Genomic DNA, 15,980 nt, shown 5'->3' on the forward strand with positions numbered 1-15,980 from the left:
GGCTCAGAGCACCTCGAACAAACCGGCGGCGCCCATGCCGCCGCCCACGCACATGCTCACCACCACGTACTTGACGCCACGGCGCTGACCTTCAAGCAAGGCATGGCCGACCATGCGCGCGCCGCTCATGCCATAGGGATGACCGATGGCGATGGCACCGCCATTGACGTTGAGCCGCGCAGGATCGATGCCCAGGGTCTGCGCGCAGTACAGTACCTGGCAGGCGAAAGCCTCGTTGATTTCCCACAGGCCGATATCATCGACGCGCAGGCCGTGCTGACGCAGCAACCTGGGGATCGCCAGCACCGGGCCGATGCCCATCTCTTCCGGCGCCAGGCCGGCCACGGCGATGCCGCGATACAAGCCCAGCGGCCTGACCCCGGCACGCGCCGCCAGCGCCCCGCTCATCAGCACGCTGGCACTGGCACCATCGGACAACTGGCTGGCATTGCCGGCGGTGATGCAGCCGCCTTCGCGCACGGGCGCCAGGCCTTGCAGGTCGGCCAGGGTGGTGTGCGGGCGGTTGCCTTCATCCTGGCTCAGGTGCACGTCCTGGTAGGTGACCGCCCCGCTGAGCTTGTCGACCACTTTCTTGCGCACACTGACCGGCACGATCTCACCGGCAAACAGCCCCGCGCCCTGGGCCGCCGCCGTGCGCTGCTGGGACTGCAGGCTGTAGGCGTCCTGGGCTTCGCGGCTGATACCGTAGCGCTTGGCGACGATCTCGGCAGTGAGCAGCATCGGCATGTAGGCATGCTCGGCCATGCGCACTACGCTGGCATCCTGCTCCACCGCTGCCGCCTGCATATGGGCGGTCTGCACCAGGCTGATCTGCTCCTGGCCGGCGCCAATCGCCACCTGCATGCCGTCGACCATGATCTGCTTGGCGGCAATCGATATCGCCATCAGCCCCGAGGCGCACTGGCGGTCGATAGTCTGGCCACTGACCGATAGCGGCAAGCCGGCCGCCAGGGCTGAAAGGCGCGCCAGGTTGGTCGAGGCAGTGCCGCTCTGCATGGCGGTGCCCATCACCAGGTCGTCGATCTCGCCGTGTTCGATACCGGCCCGTTCGACTGCCGCGCGAATGGCCACGGCACTCATCGACGGCGACTTGAAGTCGTTGAAGGCGCCGCGAAAGGCCTTGGCGATCGGCGTGCGGGCGGTGGAGACAATTACGGCATCTTGCATGGCAAAGCACTCCAGTCAGTCACAGCGCAAACGGCTCAATGCCGCCCGCAGGGGTTCAGGGATAGCGACCGGGCGGTTGCTGGCGCGCTCGACGAACACGTGGACAAAGCGCCCCGCCGCGCAGGCCTGCGCCTGCCCGGCCTTGAAGATGCCCAGGGTGTAGTGCGCCGAGCTGTTGCCCAGCTTGCTCACCGCCAGGCCCACCTCGATGCACTCCGGAAAGGCAATCGAGGCAAAGTAGTCGCAGCTGGAATTGACCACGAAGGCGATCACTTCACCCTGGTGGATATCCAGCCCGCCCTGCTCGATGAGGTAGCTGTTCACCGCGCTGTCGAAGAAGCTGTAGTAGACGACGTTGTTGACGTGGCCATAGAGGTCGTTGTCGTGCCAGCGCGTGGTGATCGGCTGGAAGTGGCGAAAGTGCTCGCGCCCGGGGTGCTCCATCAGAACGCCTCCCGGTAGATCGCCAGGGCATCGGCCTCGCTGACCTCACGCGGGTTGTTGACCAGCAAGCGCTGCTGTTGCATGGCGTCGCGGGCCAGATGTTCGAGGCTGCTCTCAGGCACGCCAGCATCGCGCAAACGCGTCGGCAGGCCGCAGCGCGGGTTCAGTTCAGCCAGCTCGTTGATCAACTGGGCAGTGAGGCTGTTTACGTCACCTGCCTGCAAGCGCGCACCCAGCAACAGCGGCGCCAGCTCGGCATACAAGGGCGCCGCCGCTTCGGCGTTGAAGCGCAGCACATGGGGCAGCACCAGGGCATTGGACAGCCCGTGGGGGATCTGGAAATGCCCGCCCAGCGGATAGGCCAGCGCATGCACCGCCGCCACCGGTGCGTTGGCAAAGGCCTGGCCGGCCAGGCAAGCGCCGAGCAGCATGGCCTGGCGTGCCTCGCGGTTGCGGCCGTTGTGCACCGCCTCGTCAAGATTGCCGGCCAGCAATTGCAACGCCTCGCGGGCCAGCAGGTTGGACAGCGGATTACGCTTGAGCTTGCTGGTATAGGCCTCGATGGCGTGGACCATGGCGTCAATGCCGGTGGCGGCGGTGACCGCCGGCGGCAGGCCGAGGGTCAGGTCGGCATCGAGCAGCGCCAGGTCCGGCAGCAACAGGGTCGAGACCACGCCCATCTTGCTGTGCTCGCCGGTGGTGACGATAGCGATCGGCGTCACTTCCGAGCCGGTGCCCGCCGTGGTCGGCACCTGGATCAACGGCAGGCGCCGGCCACGGGCCTGGTCGACGCCGTAGATGTCGCCGAGCAATTGCGAGCACTGCGGGTGCGCCAGCAGCGCCACCAGCTTGGCCACGTCCATGGAACTGCCGCCGCCAAAGCCGACGATCAGGTCGGCCTGCATCGCCCGCGCTTGTAGCACCACCTCCAGCACACAGGCTTGCGGCGGGTCGGCCAGCACCTGGTCGAACACCGCCACAGTCAGGCCCTGCGCCGCGAAACCCGGCAGCAATGGCTCGAGCAAACCCAGGCGGGCGATACCCGGATCGGTGACGATCAACACCGCCCGCGCCCCGCGTTCGCGGCACAGGCTGGCCAGGCGCAAGGCGGCGCCGGCTTCGCAGAGGATCTGCGCGGTGGTAGCAAAACTGAATGACTGCATGCGGCGTCCCTCGTTGTTGTTGTGATGTCCGCAAGGTGAAATCAGAAGGCGAAATCGGCCTCTGGCAAACTCATCAGGCAGCCGGCGCCGGCCAGCAACGCCTGGCGATGAGCGCCTGCACGCGGCAAAATCCTGCGAAGGTAAAAGTCCGCAGAATGCAGCTTGGCCTGGTAGAACGGCGCTTCACTGCTGCCGGCCGCGAGGGCGGAACTGGCACGCTCCGCCGCCTGCAACCACAGCGCCGCCAACAACACATAGGCCGAGTAGGCGAGAAAATCCACCGACACCGCGCCGATCTCTTCGGGGTCCTGGCGGCAGGCTTGCAGCACCGACTCGCCCAGCGCCCGCCACTCCTCCAGGCACTGCCCTACCCGCTCGGCCATCGGCGGCTGATGGGTAGCCTGGGCCACCTGCGTTGCCAGCTCATCGATCAGCGCATTGAGCTCACTGCCGCCATCGCCGAGCAGCTTGCGGCGAATCAGGTCCAGGGCCTGGATGCCATTGGTGCCCTCGTACAGCTGGGTGATGCGGCTGTCGCGCATCAGTTGCTCCATGCCCCACTCGCGGATAAAGCCATGGCCGCCGTACAGCTGTACGCCGAGGCTGGCGACTTCCTGGCCGCAGTCGGTGAAGAAGGCTTTGACGATCGGGATCAACAAGGCCGCGCGCCGCCTGGCATTGCTGCAGCCGTGTTCAAGGTCGAGCTGGCGGGCGGTGTAGGCGGCGAGCATGCGGCAGCCTTCGCTCAGGGTTTTCTGGGTCAGCAGCATGCGCCGCACATCGGGGTGGACGATGATCGGGTCGGCGGCTTTGTTCGGCGCCACCGGGCCGCTGATGGCCCGCGACTGCAGGCGCTCACGGGCATAGGCCAGGCCGCCCTGGAACGCCGCTTCGGCGATGCCCAGGCCCTGCAGGCCGACCTGAAAGCGCGCGTCGTTCATCATGGTGAACATGCAGGCCAGGCCCTGGTTGGCCTCCCCCACCAGCCAGCCGGTGGCGCCGTCGAAATTCATCACACAGGTGGACGCGCCCTTGATGCCCATCTTGTGTTCCAGCGCACCGCAGCTCAAGGCATTGCACTCGCCGAGGGTGCCGTCGGCATTCACCAGCACCTTGGGCACCAGGAACAGGCTGATGCCTTTGACCCCGGGCGGTGCCTCGGGCAAGCGCGCCAGCACCAGGTGGATAATGTTGGCGCTCAGGTCCTGCTCGCCGCCGCTGATGAAAATCTTGCTGCCGCTGAGCTGGTAGCTGCCGTCGGCCTGGGGCAAGGCACGGGTACGCAGCAAGGCCAGGTCGGTGCCGGCCTGGGGTTCGGTGAGGCACATGGTGCCGGTCCATTCGCCGCTGACCAGTTGCGCCAGGTAGCGCTGCTTGAGCTCGGCGCTGCCGTGGCGCTCCAGCGCCAGCACCGTGCCTTCGGTGAGCCCGGAATAGACTCGGAACGACAGCGACGCAGCCATCAGCATCTCGTGAAAACTGGCCGAGACCATCTGCGGGAAACCCTGGCCGCCGAATTCCAGCGGCCCGGTCATGCTCGCCCAACCCTGCTCGACGTACAGCTTGTAGGCCTGACGAAAGCCATCCGGGGTAGTCACCTGGCCGTCCTGCAAACGGCAGCCCTGCTCGTCGCTGTTGCGATTGAGCGGCGCCACCACTTCGGCGGCAAAGCGTGCGGCTTCTTCGAGCACGCCATCGATGGTTTCGCGGTCCAGGCCATTGCCCAGTTGCTGGCAATGGCCACTGGCATCGAACAGCTCGTGCAGCACGAAACGCATATCGCGCAGCGGTGCCTGGTAACTCATACCCGACCCTCCTGCACAGCGGCAAAGCCTTTGCCAGCGGCCACCAGCCGGGCAATCAGCGCGGCTGGCCGCCAATGTTCGCCGAGCATGCGTTGCAAACGTTGCAGACGCTCCTGGATCGAGGCCAGGCCCTGGCCATCGGCCCAGTGCAGCGGTCCGCCGACCGCGGCCGGGAAGCCGTAACCGTTGAGGTAGACCAGGTCGATGTCGTGGCTGTTGGCGGCGATATTCTCCTCAAGGATCTTCGCCCCTTCGTTGACCAGCGCCAGCAGGCTGCGCTCGACGATTTCCGGGTCGCTGATCAGCCGGCGGCGATAGCCCAGGCCGGTAGCGATTCGCTCGATCAGGGCATCGACCTCAGGATCATGCTCGGCTTCGCGGCTGCCCTCGGCATACTGGTAATAACCAAGGCCGGCCTTCTGGCCGAAGCGGCCGAGGTCGCACAGGGCGTTGTCGACCTGCACCAGCGGGCTGTCCATGCCCTGCCCGGCCAGTTTCCGGGCGCGCCACTCCAGATCGACGCCAACCACGTCGTACATGCGAAACGGGCCCATGGCAAAACCGAACGCCTGCAAGGCGCCGTCGACCTGCTGTGGCAGCGCACCTTCAAGGAGCATCTTGCGCGCCTCGTCGGCGTAGGTTTTGAGCATGCGGTTGCCGATAAAGCCGCGGCAGTTGCCGGCCACCACGGCGATTTTGCCCAGGCGCTGGCCCAGGGCTTTGGCCTGGTCGAGCACGGTGGCCGAGGTCTGCTGGCCGCGGACGATCTCCAGCAGCTTCATGATGTGTGCCGGGCTGAAGAAATGCAGGCCCAGTACCTGCTGCGGACGCTGGGTGACAGCGGCAATCGCATCGATATCCAGCGCCGAGGTGTTGCTGGCGAGGATCGCACCAGGCTTGAGAGTGCGGTCCAGGGTGCGGAAGATTTCCTGCTTGAGCTCGAGGTTTTCGTACACCGCCTCGATCACCAGGTCGACATCGGCCAGCGCCGTGTAGTCGTCCACCGCCTGAATGCGCGCGAGGTTTCGCTCGGCCTGTTCCTCACTGATGCGGCCCTTGACCACCTGGTGGGCCCAGGTGTCGGCGGCCATCTTCAGGCCTGCGGTGACCATCTGCGGGCTGGCATCGAGCCACAGCACCGGGATGCCGGCACTGGCCAGGCTGATGACAATCCCCCGGCCCATGGTTCCCGCCCCTACCACCGCAGCCTGTTGCCCATCGAATGCATTGCTCACACCGGCACCCCTAAGTCGAAAAGAAGGATTGCCGACACCGTAAGCAGCTGCCTACTATTTGAGAAATTTCATTTTCATATGCGTGATATTTGCGAAATGAATATAAACACCTTCGACCTCAACCTGCTGCGCATCCTCGACGTGCTGCTGCGCGAGCAGAACGTCTCACGCGCCGCCGAGCGCCTGGCCCTCAGCCAACCGACGGTGAGCAACGCCCTGGCGCGCCTGCGCGAATTGCTCGACGACCCGCTGCTGGTGCGCATCGGCCGGCGCATGCAACCGACGCCCAAGGCCCTGGCCCTGGAAGGGCCGATCCGCTCGGCGCTGCAACAGATCGAGCAGACCCTCAACGTCGGCGAAAGCTTCGACCCGCGCCTGAGCCGGCAGACCTTTCGCATCGCCATGACCGACTTCGTCGAGCAGTTGTGCATGCCAGGCCTGCTGCGCCGCCTGCAGGACCGTGCGCCGAACCTGCGCCTGGACATCGCCCCGCTGGCGCCGAGCCTGCCGGTGGATGCCCTGGACCGGGGCCAGCTGGACCTGGTGCTGGGGCGCTTCGATGAGATTCCGGCGCGTTTTGCCCGTCATCACTGGCGCAGCGAGACCCTGCAGATTGCCCTGCGCAAGGAGCATCCGCTGGTGAGCGGCGCACTGGACCTCGACACGTTTTTGCGCCTGCGTCACCTCTGGGTGCATGGCGGGCAGACGCGCGGCATGGTCGATCAATGGCTCGGGGAGCAAGGGTTGGTGCGGCAGATCGTCTACACCACGCCCAACTACCTGCAGGCGGCGCACCTGGTGGCGACGTCGGATTTGTGCGTGGTGCTGCCGACGCAACTGGCACGCCACTTCGCCACGCTGCTGCCGTTGCAGCTGCATGACTTGCCGTTTGCGTTGGAGGCGTTTGAGCTTGAGCTGGTGCACCTGGCCCAGCGCGGTCAGGACCGGGCGCTGGGCTGGCTGGTGGGGGAGATTTTGCGGGTGGTTTGAGGGCCTCATCGCTGGCAAGCCAGCTCCCACAGGTCATGTGTACAACACAAATCCTGTGGGAGCGGGCTTGCCCCGCGATCGGGCGCTTCAGGACAACGCTTTTTTCGCCGCCCGCACGTGCAACACCGCGCCCATCAAGGCCACGACAATCGCCGCCGCACCGGTGGAGAACACCAGCACCTGGTAGTCCGGCACAAACGCCATGGTCACCAGGCAGCCGATGATGAACACGATCACCAGGTAGGTCAGCCACGGGAACAGCCACATTTTCAGGCGGATCGGCTTGCCTTCGGCTTCCAGCTTGCGGCGCATCTTCAGTTGCGAGAAAGCAATCACCAGGTACACCAGCAAGGCGATCATGCCGGTGGTGTTCATCAGCACATCGAGCACGTCTTTCGGGCGCAGGGTTTCGCTGAAGTTGATCAGGGCCACGAACACCGCCACCGAGCACGAGCCGATGATCGAGAACACCGGCACGCCGGTACCGGCACGGGTGATCTTGAAGAACGACGGCGCATCACCACGGGTCGACAGCGAGAACAGCATGCGCGAGGCGGTGTAGTGCGCCGAGATCAGGCAGCTGCTCACCGAGGTCAAGACCACAAAGTTCATCACCAACTCGGCACCGGGAATGCCCAGCAGTTCCAGGGTCCGACGGTACGAGCCATAGCCCGAGGTGCCCATCAGCGGGTCGTTCCACGGCACCAGGGCGACGATCAGGAAGATCGAACCGACATAGAACAGGCACACCCGCCAGACCACCGAGTTGGTCGCCTTGACGATCTGCTCCGAGGGGTTCTTCGACTCGGCGGCAGCGATGGTGACGATTTCCGCACCGAGGAAGGCGAACATCACCCCGAGCATGGCCACCACCACCGCCTCCATGCCGTTGGGCATGAAGCCTTGCGCCGTGAGGTTGCTCAAGCCGTGGACTTCACCGGTGGGCCACAGGTTGACCACCGCCAACCCGCAGACCACAAGGAAACAGATGATCGCCACCACTTTTATCAAGGCGAACCAGAACTCGAACTCGCCGTAGTGCTTGACGTTGAAGAAGTTGACGCTGATCAGCACCAGGGTGGTGGCCAGGACGAAGACGTTGACGCTGATCGAGGGGAACCAGCCGTGCAGGATCTTGCCGGCGACATAGGCTTCCCAGGCCATCAGGATGACCCAGAACCACCAGTACAACCAGCCGATGGTGAAACCCGCCCAGCGGCCAATGGCGCGCTCGGCATAGGTGGAGAACGAGCCGGTGTCGGGCGACGAGGTCGCCATTTCACCGAGCATGCGCATGATCAGCACCACCAGGATGCCGCCGGCCAGGTAGGCCAGAATGGCCGCGGGGCCGGCGCTGTGAATCACACTGCCGGAGCCGACGAACAATGCGCCGCCGATAACCCCGGCGATCGACATCATGGTCAGGTGACGAGACTTGAGCGAAGCGCTGAGCTTGCTCTCGTGCTCCACCTTCGCTGTGGAAGTGGATGTGGATGTTGCGTCCATCAGTAGCTACCTCGTGTTCTTTTTATGCAAGGAAACTCGAGAGACCGCCTGCTACAGCGGTCTCACCCATTCGAATCGGTAAACGTGCGGGCAGCCGAAATCGCCCGGCCCAGGTCATGGGTCGGCGACGCTGCTCACGGGGCCAGCGGAGTGCCTCTGGTCGGATTGAACGGTGCAATGGCGCGATGGCGGGTCAGTGCCATCTGTGCGCAAGGAGCGGTTGGGCGGCGCCCAAGGGTAAAAGCATCAGTGTCATTGTGATTATTCATACTGCTTCAACGTGCTTTAGCTAGCGATAACAGACCCCTAATGTAAAAATGTCCGACAAATAGAGCCATGCACAGCGCGATGAAAAATCCACTGCACTGTACAGGCCGCCGATGCAGTACACCGCGATTTCCTGCAGGCGCCCGGCGTTACGCACACCTGAAGGCACAGCTTCCCCATGCTTGAATTACGACCCGACGCATCGCCCCCGCTGGTCAACCAGATCATCAACGGGCTGCGTGAGTTGATCGAGAACCAGACCCTCAAACCCGGTGCCAAGGTCCCCTCGATCCGCGCCTTCGCCGCCACCTATTCGGTCAGCACCTTCACCGTGGTCGAGGCCTACGACCGCCTGGTCGCCCAGGGGTTGCTGGTCAGCCGCGGCAATGCGGGGTTCTTCGTCAACCGCTCGGCGGTCGAGCTGATCGAAAGCCAGGCCAGCGAACCTGCGCCAGGCAAGCCGGAATTCAACTCCGAGTGGTACCTGCAGCAGATCTTCGAAAGCCGCCAGCTCGAGTTCAAGCCCGGCTGCGGCTGGCTGCCCAACGACTGGATGTTCGAAGACGGCCTGCGCCGGGGCATGCGCCAGGTCGCCAGCAGCGTGCTGGAACTGAGCGGCTACGGCGACCCCATGGGCCTGCTGGAGCTGCGCACCCTCACCGCGCAGAACCTGCAACAGGACCTGCGCATCGTCGCCAACCCCAACCAGCTGATGCTCACCCACGGCGCCAGCCAGGCCCTGGATCTGGCAGTGCGTACCCTGGTGCGCCCCGGTGACGTGGTGCTGGTGGACGACCCCGGCTACCCCAACCTGATGAGCATCCTGCGCTTTCAGGGCGCGACCTTGCTCGGCGTACCGCGCACGCCAAACGGCTACGACCTCGATCACCTGGAGCGGCTGCTTGAACACCATCGTCCGACGGTGTTCTTCACCCAGCCGCACCTGCACAGCCCGACCGCCTCGCGCACGCCGCTGGCGCAATTGCACCGCCTGCTGCAGCTAGCCGCGCGCCACGGCTTTCGCCTGGTGGAGAACAACCTCTACGCCGACATGATCAGCGAACCGCTGCCGTGCCTGACCAGCCTCGATCATTTGCAGCAGGTGGTGTACGTCGGCAGCTACTCGAAAAGCATCTCGCCGAACGTGCGGGTCGGCTTCATGCTGGCCAATCCCGAACTGATGCAGCAACTGCTGCAACTGAAAATGCGCTCGGGCCTGACCACCTCGCAGGTGATGGAACGGGTGGTGTACGCCGCCATCACCGACGGCCGCTGGCGCAAGCACCTCAAACGCCTGCGCCAGCGCCTGGCCGAGGCTCAGCAGCAGGTCAGCGAACAGCTCACGCGGCTGGGTTTCGAGCGCTTTATCGAAGGCGACGAAGGCATGTACCTGTGGACCCGCCACCCGGCCATCGCCGACAGCGCGGCGCTGGTGGATGACGCCCTGGCGCAGGGCATCATGCTCGGCCCCGGGCAGTTGTTCATGGTCGATTCACAGGCGACCGGGTGGATGCGTTTCAACGTGGCGTTCAGCACCGAGCCTGCGTTGTGGGAGAAGCTGGAGAAGTTGCTGGTCAAGCATGGGCGGCGGCAATAGGTGCAGCGGATATTGTCGATATAAATCGGCGATCTACAAAAATTGCCTTAAGGCCGTCTGTTTTTATAAACAGGCTAATTTCGCTGAAACCGGCAAACTAGAGCCACCCAGATCAGAAACCCCGTAAAAGCTCGACATAAGCCTGAAACACTTCGTGAAAATTTAATTGACACGCCTCTGTCACTCTTCTTATTTTCACAAACAAAACAAGGACATCCCCATGCTGCTGCGCCGCCTGCTCATTCAATGGAAGATCACCTTGCTCGCCGGCCTGTGCCTGCTGGCCATCGTGGTGGTGCTGATGGCGGCCACGCTGATGCAGTCGAGCCGCAGCGCCGCCCTGGTCAACACCGCGAACACGCAGATGCTCGACCACAACGCACGGCTGCGCCTGCACACCTCGGCCCAGCTGCAGGCGGCGAACATCCAGCGCTACTTTCGTGACGCGTATTTGTATGGCGATGGCGTCGCGCAGTTGGTGATGTTCTTGAAGGCCCAAGGCAACGACAACCTGCGCCAGGACCTGACCGAACAGGCGCGCAAAGCCCTGGGCAAAAACCCCGACCTGCTCGGCCTGTACCTGGTGTTCCTGCCCAACGCCCTGGACAGCAAGGACGCCGCCTTCGTCGACCAGGCCGCCGTAGGCAGCAACGAAAGCGGGCGTTTCTCGCTGTACTGGTCGCAGCCCAAGCCCGGCGAGCTGGAATCCGAAGCCATGCCCGAATCGATGCTCGCCGACACCAGCCTGTCGGCCAACGGCTCAGCCTACAACCGCTGGCTCACCTGCCCGCTGGAAACTGGCGAGGCCTGCGTAGTCGATCCGTACTTCGACAGCGTCGGCGACCGCACGCCGCTGATGACCAGCGTCGCCTTCCCGCTCAAACAGGACGGCAAGATCGTCGGCGTGATGGGCCTGGACATCAGCCTCGACAACCTGCAGCAACTGAGCCTGGACGGGCGCAAGGAGCTGTTCGACGGTAACGGCCAGGTCAGCATCGTCAGCCCCGCCGGCTTGCTGGCCGGGCATAGCCGCGATGCCGCGCAACTGAGCAAGAAATTCGAGCAGGTGTTCGGCCAGCACGCCAGCGCCCTGGCCGCGCAGATGCGTGCCGGCAAAGCAGCGGAGTTCAGCGATAACGGCTTGCTGCAGGTCAGCCAGTCGTTCGCCCCGGTGCCCGGCGCGCAGCCGTGGAGCGTGTTGCTGGAAGTGCCGGAACAAGTGCTGCAGGCTCCGGCCATTGAACTCAACGCGCGCCTGGACGCGCACAACAGCAGCGCCAACCTCAGCAGCCTGCTGATGGCCCTGGCTGCCGCGGTGCTGGGCCTGGTGGTGATCTGGCTGACCGCCCGTGGCGTCACTCGACCGATCTTGGGTGTGGCGGCGATGCTCAAGGACATCGCCAGCGGCGAAGGCGACCTGACCCGGCGCCTGGACTACGCCAACAAGGACGAACTCGGCGAGCTGACCAACTGGTTCAACCGCTTCCTCGACAAGCTGCAACCGGTGATTGCCGACGTCAAAGCCTCGGTGCACGACGCGCGCAGCACCGCCGACCAATCGGCGGCGATTGCCAGCCAGACCAGCGCCGGCATGCAGCAGCAATACCGCGAAGTCGACCAGGTGGCCACCGCCTCCCAGGAAATGAGCGCCACCGCCCAGGACGTCGCCCGTAACGCCGCACAAGCGGCGGAAGCGGCGCGTGGCGCGGACCTGGCCAGCCGCGAAGGCTTGAGCATGATCCGCAACACCACCCAGGCCATCGAACGCCTGGCCAATGAAATGACCGCCGGCATGGAAGAAGTCCAGCACCTGGCCAGCCGCAGCGAGCAGATCGGCTCGGTGCTGGAAGTGATCCGCGCCATCGCCGAGCAGACCAACCTGCTGGCCCTCAACGCCGCCATTGAAGCAGCGCGTGCCGGTGAAGCCGGGCGCGGCTTTGCCGTGGTGGCCGATGAAGTGCGCAACCTGGCCAAACGCACCCAGGACTCGGTGGACGAAATCCGCGTGGTGATCGAAGGCCTGCAACAAGGCACCCGCGAAGTGGTCGAGGCCATGCACAGCAGCCACCGCCAGGCCCAGGACAGCGTGGCCCAGGCCGAACAGGCGCTACCGGCCTTGCAGCGTATTGGCGAAGCGGTGACGGTGATCACCGACATGAACCTGCAGATCGCCTCGGCGGCCGAGGAGCAAAGCGCCGTGGCGGAAGAAGTGAACCGCAACGTAGCGGGGATTCGGGATGTGACCGAGTCGCTGTCGGGGCAAGCGGAGGAGTCGGCGCAGATCAGCCAGGCGCTGAACCGGCTGGCCAATCATCAACAGGGGTTGATGCAGATGTTCCGGGTGTAGCGCTCTCCTGTGGGAGCGGCGGTGCGACGACTCGACTTGACCCGCGATGAGGCTAGGATTGCGACCGCTGCGCGCTCGATCGCTGGCAAGTCCAGCTCCCACAGGTCGCCGGCATGCACAAATCCACTGTGGGAGCTGGCTTGCCAGCGATGAGGCCTGCAGCCAATGCACCCTCTCACCGCCGCCGATAACTCTTCTTGCCACTGGGCGTCAGGCAATACACCCCACCCCGCGGCCCAGTGCAGAAGTTCCCGGTCCCACAACCACAACCCTCACTCGCCCCGCGAAATGGCTGCAGCGCAGGCCGTGCAGCACTGCCGCCCATGTACGCCGTGCAACTACGTTTCGACGCACTGATCGACCCGTCATTACACAAAAACAGATCGCCATCACACCCGGCAATCCCACCCTTGCGCCCGGAGCAAGGCTTGTTGGCCGCCAACGCCGTGGACGCCGCCAACACCAGTACCAGGGCCAACCCTACCCGCCCGGAAAAACAACGCGCCACAGCATTCCCTCCCTAGAATATGGCCTAATGCTATCAGCCTTGCCATAGCACAGCAAAACTCACCCATCCGTGCCCCCAGCGCAAAACTGATTGTCCCCAACCCGGCTGTTTCCCCGGCCCCACCTTGCACAGAATCGGCCCCCTCAATTGCACAGGACCGACTCATGAAGCCTCTCAAGCCCCTGCTCCTCGCCACCGCCCTGGCCATCACCAGCCAAACCACCCTGGCCGCCGACTGGTACCCTTCCGCCTACGGCGCCAACGACGAAATCGGCGCCGCCAACCTGCTCACCCCTGAAGTGGTCAAAAACGCCATCGGCCTGGTCACCACCGGCAAGACTTACGCCCTCGGCGTACCGGTCAGCAAAGACCTCCCGGCCTTCCGCCACCGTAGCTTCCACCTCTACAACGTCCAGCCGGGTGAACAAGCCGGGCAGACCCTGGGCAAAAACAAATTCACCTTCAACGACGAACTGGTCAACGGCTGGACCGGTGTCGGCACCCAGCTCAACGGCATCGGCCATATCGGTATCGACAACGTCTACTACAACGGCCACAAGTCCGCCGACTTCGTCACCGTCGAAGGCGTCACTAAGCTTGGCATCGAAAAAGTCCCACCCATGGTCACCCGCGGCGTGGTGCTGGACATGACCGCCCGCTACGGCAAAGCCATCGTCCCGGGCGGCACGGTATTCACCGTGGAAGACGTCAAAGCGGTGCTGAAGCAACAGAACATCACCCTGCGCAAGGGCGATGTGGTGCTGTTCAACACCGGCTGGCTGGAGCTGATCGGCAAGGACCACCAGCAGTTCCTCGCCACCGAACCCGGCATCGACATGCCCGCCGCGCAGTGGCTGGCCGACCAGGGCATCGTCGCCTTTGGCGGTGATACCTGGGCTTCGGAGGTGTACCCGAACCCGTCGGGCGAAGAGTTCCCGGTCAACCAGTTCATGCTGGCCAAACGCGGCATCTACAACCTCGAACTGATCGACACCCGCGCGCTGGTGCGCGACAAGGCCTGGGAGTTTCTGTTTGTGCTGGGCCAGCCCCTGTACAAAGGCTCGACCCAGGTGAATATCAACCCGGTGGCGATCCGCTAAGGAAACGCCGAAGCAGTTGCTCAGCAAACGGCAGTGAGCGGTTTGCTGATTCAGGCCAACTCGCTTTCGGGCGCTGAGCGTCAGTTGGACAAACTGGTGCATCAAGGTGAGTTCGTACAGCGCTTCCTGCCGATTCAGGATCGCGGAAATGACCTTGCAAAACGCTGCGTTGCACTTATTCTATGAATTCAGGACGTTTATTTCCGTTTTCTCTAGCGCCCCCTAATGGCCTAGCGCGTGTTTCTGTCAAGCGCTAGAAATGGAGGCATTTACCAGGGTAAGCCGGCGATATATCCCCGATGTTGCTCAATACAAGTGAAGGAACACTTATGTACATTGAGTCAGATGGTGCAAGGTACGAGTTTGCAAAGTCACGCTCCGATAATTATAGAGCGGCCGTTGGGTCGATAGGGCGTGTGTGGGATGAGGATCTGGATGCCATGTATGCGTATCTCGATCCGGAACCTGGTGACAATATTCTGGAGGTGGGAGCAGGCTCTGGATTCTTTAGCTTCCCCATCTCGCGTGGGATTGGCGAGCAAGGGCTGTTGTATGTAACAGACCCCTCCATTGAGCAACTTCAATCTGTGCTGGAACAACAATCGGCCAACATGATCATTCTGGCGCAGGGCGCGGAAGAGATGGGTTCGTCGCGAGGTCTTGCGTGACGGGCCATGAAGTCTCTTACCTGAGCAAAGACTTCGCGACCAGCCTGTGTGCAAATACCGGCTGGCGTGAACCCGAGTTTCATGACATCGACTTGAAGTGGAGCTTTGAAAACGAACAGCACCTGGGGCGTTTTCTGGGGCTGCTGTTGGCCAATAAAGCTTCCTTCTCCGAGGCTGACTCGGTCGCTGCGGCCAAGCACTATCTTGGCGTGCGGGATACCGATGACGGCTTGAGCCTGGATTGGCCGATGACGATGATGACCAGCTCTGCGCTGCCAGGTTACGAATGATGCTTGCGTCAACACTTCTGACCTACTTCCTGACCTGTGCAGTGGCGGCAGCCACCCCAGGCCCTGGGACAATCAGCGTGATTACCTACAGCGCCTTCCTCGGGTGGCGTAGAACCCTTCCGGTCATCCTCGGTATTCAGGTTGGCATGCTGGCCATGGCGGGACTGGCGCTTTCCGGTGTTGCCGCTGTGTTGATTTCGTCTCCGCTGTTGTTCGTTACCCTGCAACTGGTGGGGGCCTTGTACATTGCTTATCTGGGCGCTTCCTCCATCCGCTATGCCCGGCAGGGTGTTGAAATCATTGCCCAGCATGACGACAGTGGTAACTGGCGAAATTTCAGGCACGGAGCGGTTGTAACCTTTGCCAGCCCGAAAACGCTGTTGTTCTTCACGTCGTTCTTCCCGGTGTTCATCGATCCGACAAAAAGTGCGCTCTCGCAAATGCTGTTGCTGTTGGCGCTACTGTTGCTGATCACCTTGCTGGTTCATCTCGTTTATGCGTATTTCATGAAGTACCTGAAGGACATATTGGTACGTTACAGTTATACGTTTAACGTGGTGGTCGGCGTGACGTTCATCTCCTTGGCGGTATATATGGGCGTGCAGTCGTTGAAATGACGTTCTCTCGGAAATGGGTCGAACCTTGCCAATGATCGCTTTTTGGCGGTGTCGGGGTCATGCAGCACAGGTCAGATGGCCTGTGCTGACTTGATCGGCGTATCCCTAAAGGCGTAATGAGTAACGTTCACAGCAAAGTCCAGCGAAATATTCAACTTTATTCGCTAAGCGATTGATCCATATCAATATTTAACTAGTTAACCAGTTAAGAGATGTCCGCAATTGCCCACTTAATGTCGACAATGTCTCCACCCT

At 63.0% G+C, this 15,980-nt stretch carries 13 protein-coding genes and 2 pseudogenes; 8 read left to right on the forward strand and 7 right to left on the reverse strand.

The features are described from left to right. Window positions 1-3: 3 nt before the first annotated feature. From LOY45_RS16820 to LOY45_RS16840, 5 genes are read right to left on the reverse strand one after another with little or no spacing between them, the layout of a single operon-like run. Window positions 4-1,188 (reverse strand): acetyl-CoA C-acyltransferase, encoded by a 1,185-nt coding sequence (locus LOY45_RS16820; RefSeq protein ID WP_258578059.1) that lies wholly within the window; start codon window positions 1,186-1,188, stop codon window positions 4-6. Window positions 1,189-1,203: 15 nt separating this feature from the next. Beyond that, on the reverse strand, window positions 1,204-1,632 hold the full coding sequence (locus LOY45_RS16825; protein ID WP_258578060.1) for an acyl-CoA thioesterase: 429 nt from the start codon (window positions 1,630-1,632) through the stop codon (window positions 1,204-1,206). Further along, window positions 1,632-2,795, reverse strand: coding sequence for an iron-containing alcohol dehydrogenase (locus tag LOY45_RS16830; RefSeq protein ID WP_134062967.1), 1,164 nt, complete (start codon window positions 2,793-2,795; stop codon window positions 1,632-1,634). The genes LOY45_RS16825 and LOY45_RS16830 overlap by 1 nt, the downstream gene beginning before the upstream one ends. Window positions 2,796-2,836: 41 nt before the next feature. After that, complete coding sequence (locus LOY45_RS16835) at window positions 2,837-4,600, reverse strand: acyl-CoA dehydrogenase C-terminal domain-containing protein (RefSeq protein WP_258578061.1); 1,764 nt, start codon at window positions 4,598-4,600, stop codon at window positions 2,837-2,839. Further along, window positions 4,597-5,835: a 3-hydroxyacyl-CoA dehydrogenase gene (locus LOY45_RS16840; RefSeq protein ID WP_258578062.1), complete on the reverse strand. Its 1,239-nt coding sequence runs from the start codon at window positions 5,833-5,835 to the stop codon at window positions 4,597-4,599. Before LOY45_RS16840 ends, LOY45_RS16835 begins: the two co-directional genes overlap by 4 nt. 96 nt (window positions 5,836-5,931) lie before the next feature. Here LOY45_RS16840 and LOY45_RS16845 point away from each other — a divergent pair, with 96 nt between their 5' ends. After that, on the forward strand, window positions 5,932-6,825 hold the full coding sequence (locus LOY45_RS16845; RefSeq protein WP_258578063.1) for a LysR family transcriptional regulator: 894 nt from the start codon (window positions 5,932-5,934) through the stop codon (window positions 6,823-6,825). An 87-nt stretch (window positions 6,826-6,912) separates the two neighbouring features. On the opposite strand, the gene LOY45_RS16850 is transcribed toward LOY45_RS16845, so the two are convergent. Continuing rightward, a complete protein-coding gene (locus tag LOY45_RS16850; RefSeq protein WP_115087518.1) occupies window positions 6,913-8,331 on the reverse strand; it encodes an amino acid permease in 1,419 nt (472 codons plus the stop codon). 445 nt (window positions 8,332-8,776) lie between these two features. On the opposite strand from LOY45_RS16850, the gene LOY45_RS16855 reads away from it, so the two are divergent. The 3 genes and pseudogenes from LOY45_RS16855 to LOY45_RS27030 form a co-directional block, all read left to right on the forward strand. Further along, a complete protein-coding gene (locus tag LOY45_RS16855) occupies window positions 8,777-10,195 on the forward strand; it encodes an aminotransferase-like domain-containing protein (RefSeq protein ID WP_115087517.1) in 1,419 nt (472 codons plus the stop codon). A 481-nt stretch (window positions 10,196-10,676) separates the two neighbouring features. Next, a pseudogene (locus LOY45_RS27025) lies at window positions 10,677-11,684 on the forward strand (PDC sensor domain-containing protein); the annotation flags it as partial. A 333-nt stretch (window positions 11,685-12,017) separates the two neighbouring features. Further along, window positions 12,018-12,542: pseudogene (locus LOY45_RS27030) on the forward strand (methyl-accepting chemotaxis protein); the annotation flags it as partial. Between the two features lie 175 nt (window positions 12,543-12,717). Here LOY45_RS27030 and LOY45_RS16865 read toward each other — a convergent pair. Beyond that, window positions 12,718-13,050 carry a YdcA family protein gene (locus LOY45_RS16865; protein WP_258578065.1) on the reverse strand — a complete coding sequence of 111 codons (333 nt, stop codon included), beginning with the start codon at window positions 13,048-13,050 and terminating at the stop codon, window positions 12,718-12,720. A gap of 164 nt (window positions 13,051-13,214) precedes the next feature. Here LOY45_RS16865 and LOY45_RS16870 point away from each other — a divergent pair, with 164 nt between their 5' ends. The 4 genes from LOY45_RS16870 to LOY45_RS16885 all read left to right on the forward strand — a co-directional run bounded on the left by LOY45_RS16870 (window position 13,215) and on the right by LOY45_RS16885 (window position 15,725). After that, the gene (locus tag LOY45_RS16870; RefSeq protein WP_258578066.1) at window positions 13,215-14,150 is read left to right on the forward strand and encodes a cyclase family protein; all 936 of its coding nucleotides are present in this window, start codon (window positions 13,215-13,217) and stop codon (window positions 14,148-14,150) included. A 440-nt stretch (window positions 14,151-14,590) separates the two neighbouring features. Then, window positions 14,591-14,818: a class I SAM-dependent methyltransferase gene (locus LOY45_RS16875; RefSeq protein ID WP_166675696.1), complete on the forward strand. Its 228-nt coding sequence runs from the start codon at window positions 14,591-14,593 to the stop codon at window positions 14,816-14,818. Beyond that, on the forward strand, window positions 14,815-15,108 hold the full coding sequence (locus LOY45_RS16880; protein WP_134062983.1) for a hypothetical protein: 294 nt from the start codon (window positions 14,815-14,817) through the stop codon (window positions 15,106-15,108). Before LOY45_RS16875 ends, LOY45_RS16880 begins: the two co-directional genes overlap by 4 nt. Next, the gene (locus LOY45_RS16885) at window positions 15,060-15,725 is read left to right on the forward strand and encodes a LysE family translocator (RefSeq protein WP_258578067.1); all 666 of its coding nucleotides are present in this window, start codon (window positions 15,060-15,062) and stop codon (window positions 15,723-15,725) included. The genes LOY45_RS16880 and LOY45_RS16885 overlap by 49 nt, the downstream gene beginning before the upstream one ends. Window positions 15,726-15,980: the final 255 nt, after the last annotated feature.

This window comes from Pseudomonas wadenswilerensis, from assembly GCF_024749185.1.
In the GTDB taxonomy this organism is placed as follows: Bacteria; Pseudomonadota; Gammaproteobacteria; order Pseudomonadales; family Pseudomonadaceae; genus Aquipseudomonas; species Aquipseudomonas wadenswilerensis.

Bases quoted from the DNA above. Each gene is read 5' to 3' on its own strand.
- LOY45_RS16820 (WP_258578059.1), bottom strand. From the start codon at position 1,188: ATGCAAGATGCCGTAATTGTCTCCACCGCCCGCACGCCGATCGCCAAG.
- LOY45_RS16825 (WP_258578060.1), bottom strand. From the start codon at position 1,632: ATGGAGCACCCCGGGCGCGAGCACTTTCGCCACTTCCAGCCGATCACC.
- LOY45_RS16830 (WP_134062967.1), bottom strand. From the start codon at position 2,795: ATGCAGTCATTCAGTTTTGCTACCACCGCGCAGATCCTCTGCGAAGCC.
- LOY45_RS16835 (WP_258578061.1), bottom strand. From the start codon at position 4,600: ATGAGTTACCAGGCACCGCTGCGCGATATGCGTTTCGTGCTGCACGAG.
- LOY45_RS16845 (WP_258578063.1), top strand. From the start codon at position 5,932: ATGAATATAAACACCTTCGACCTCAACCTGCTGCGCATCCTCGACGTG.
- LOY45_RS16850 (WP_115087518.1), bottom strand. From the start codon at position 8,331: ATGGACGCAACATCCACATCCACTTCCACAGCGAAGGTGGAGCACGAG.
- LOY45_RS16855 (WP_115087517.1), top strand. From the start codon at position 8,777: ATGCTTGAATTACGACCCGACGCATCGCCCCCGCTGGTCAACCAGATC.
- LOY45_RS16870 (WP_258578066.1), top strand. From the start codon at position 13,215: ATGAAGCCTCTCAAGCCCCTGCTCCTCGCCACCGCCCTGGCCATCACC.
- LOY45_RS16875 (WP_166675696.1), top strand. From the start codon at position 14,591: ATGTATGCGTATCTCGATCCGGAACCTGGTGACAATATTCTGGAGGTG.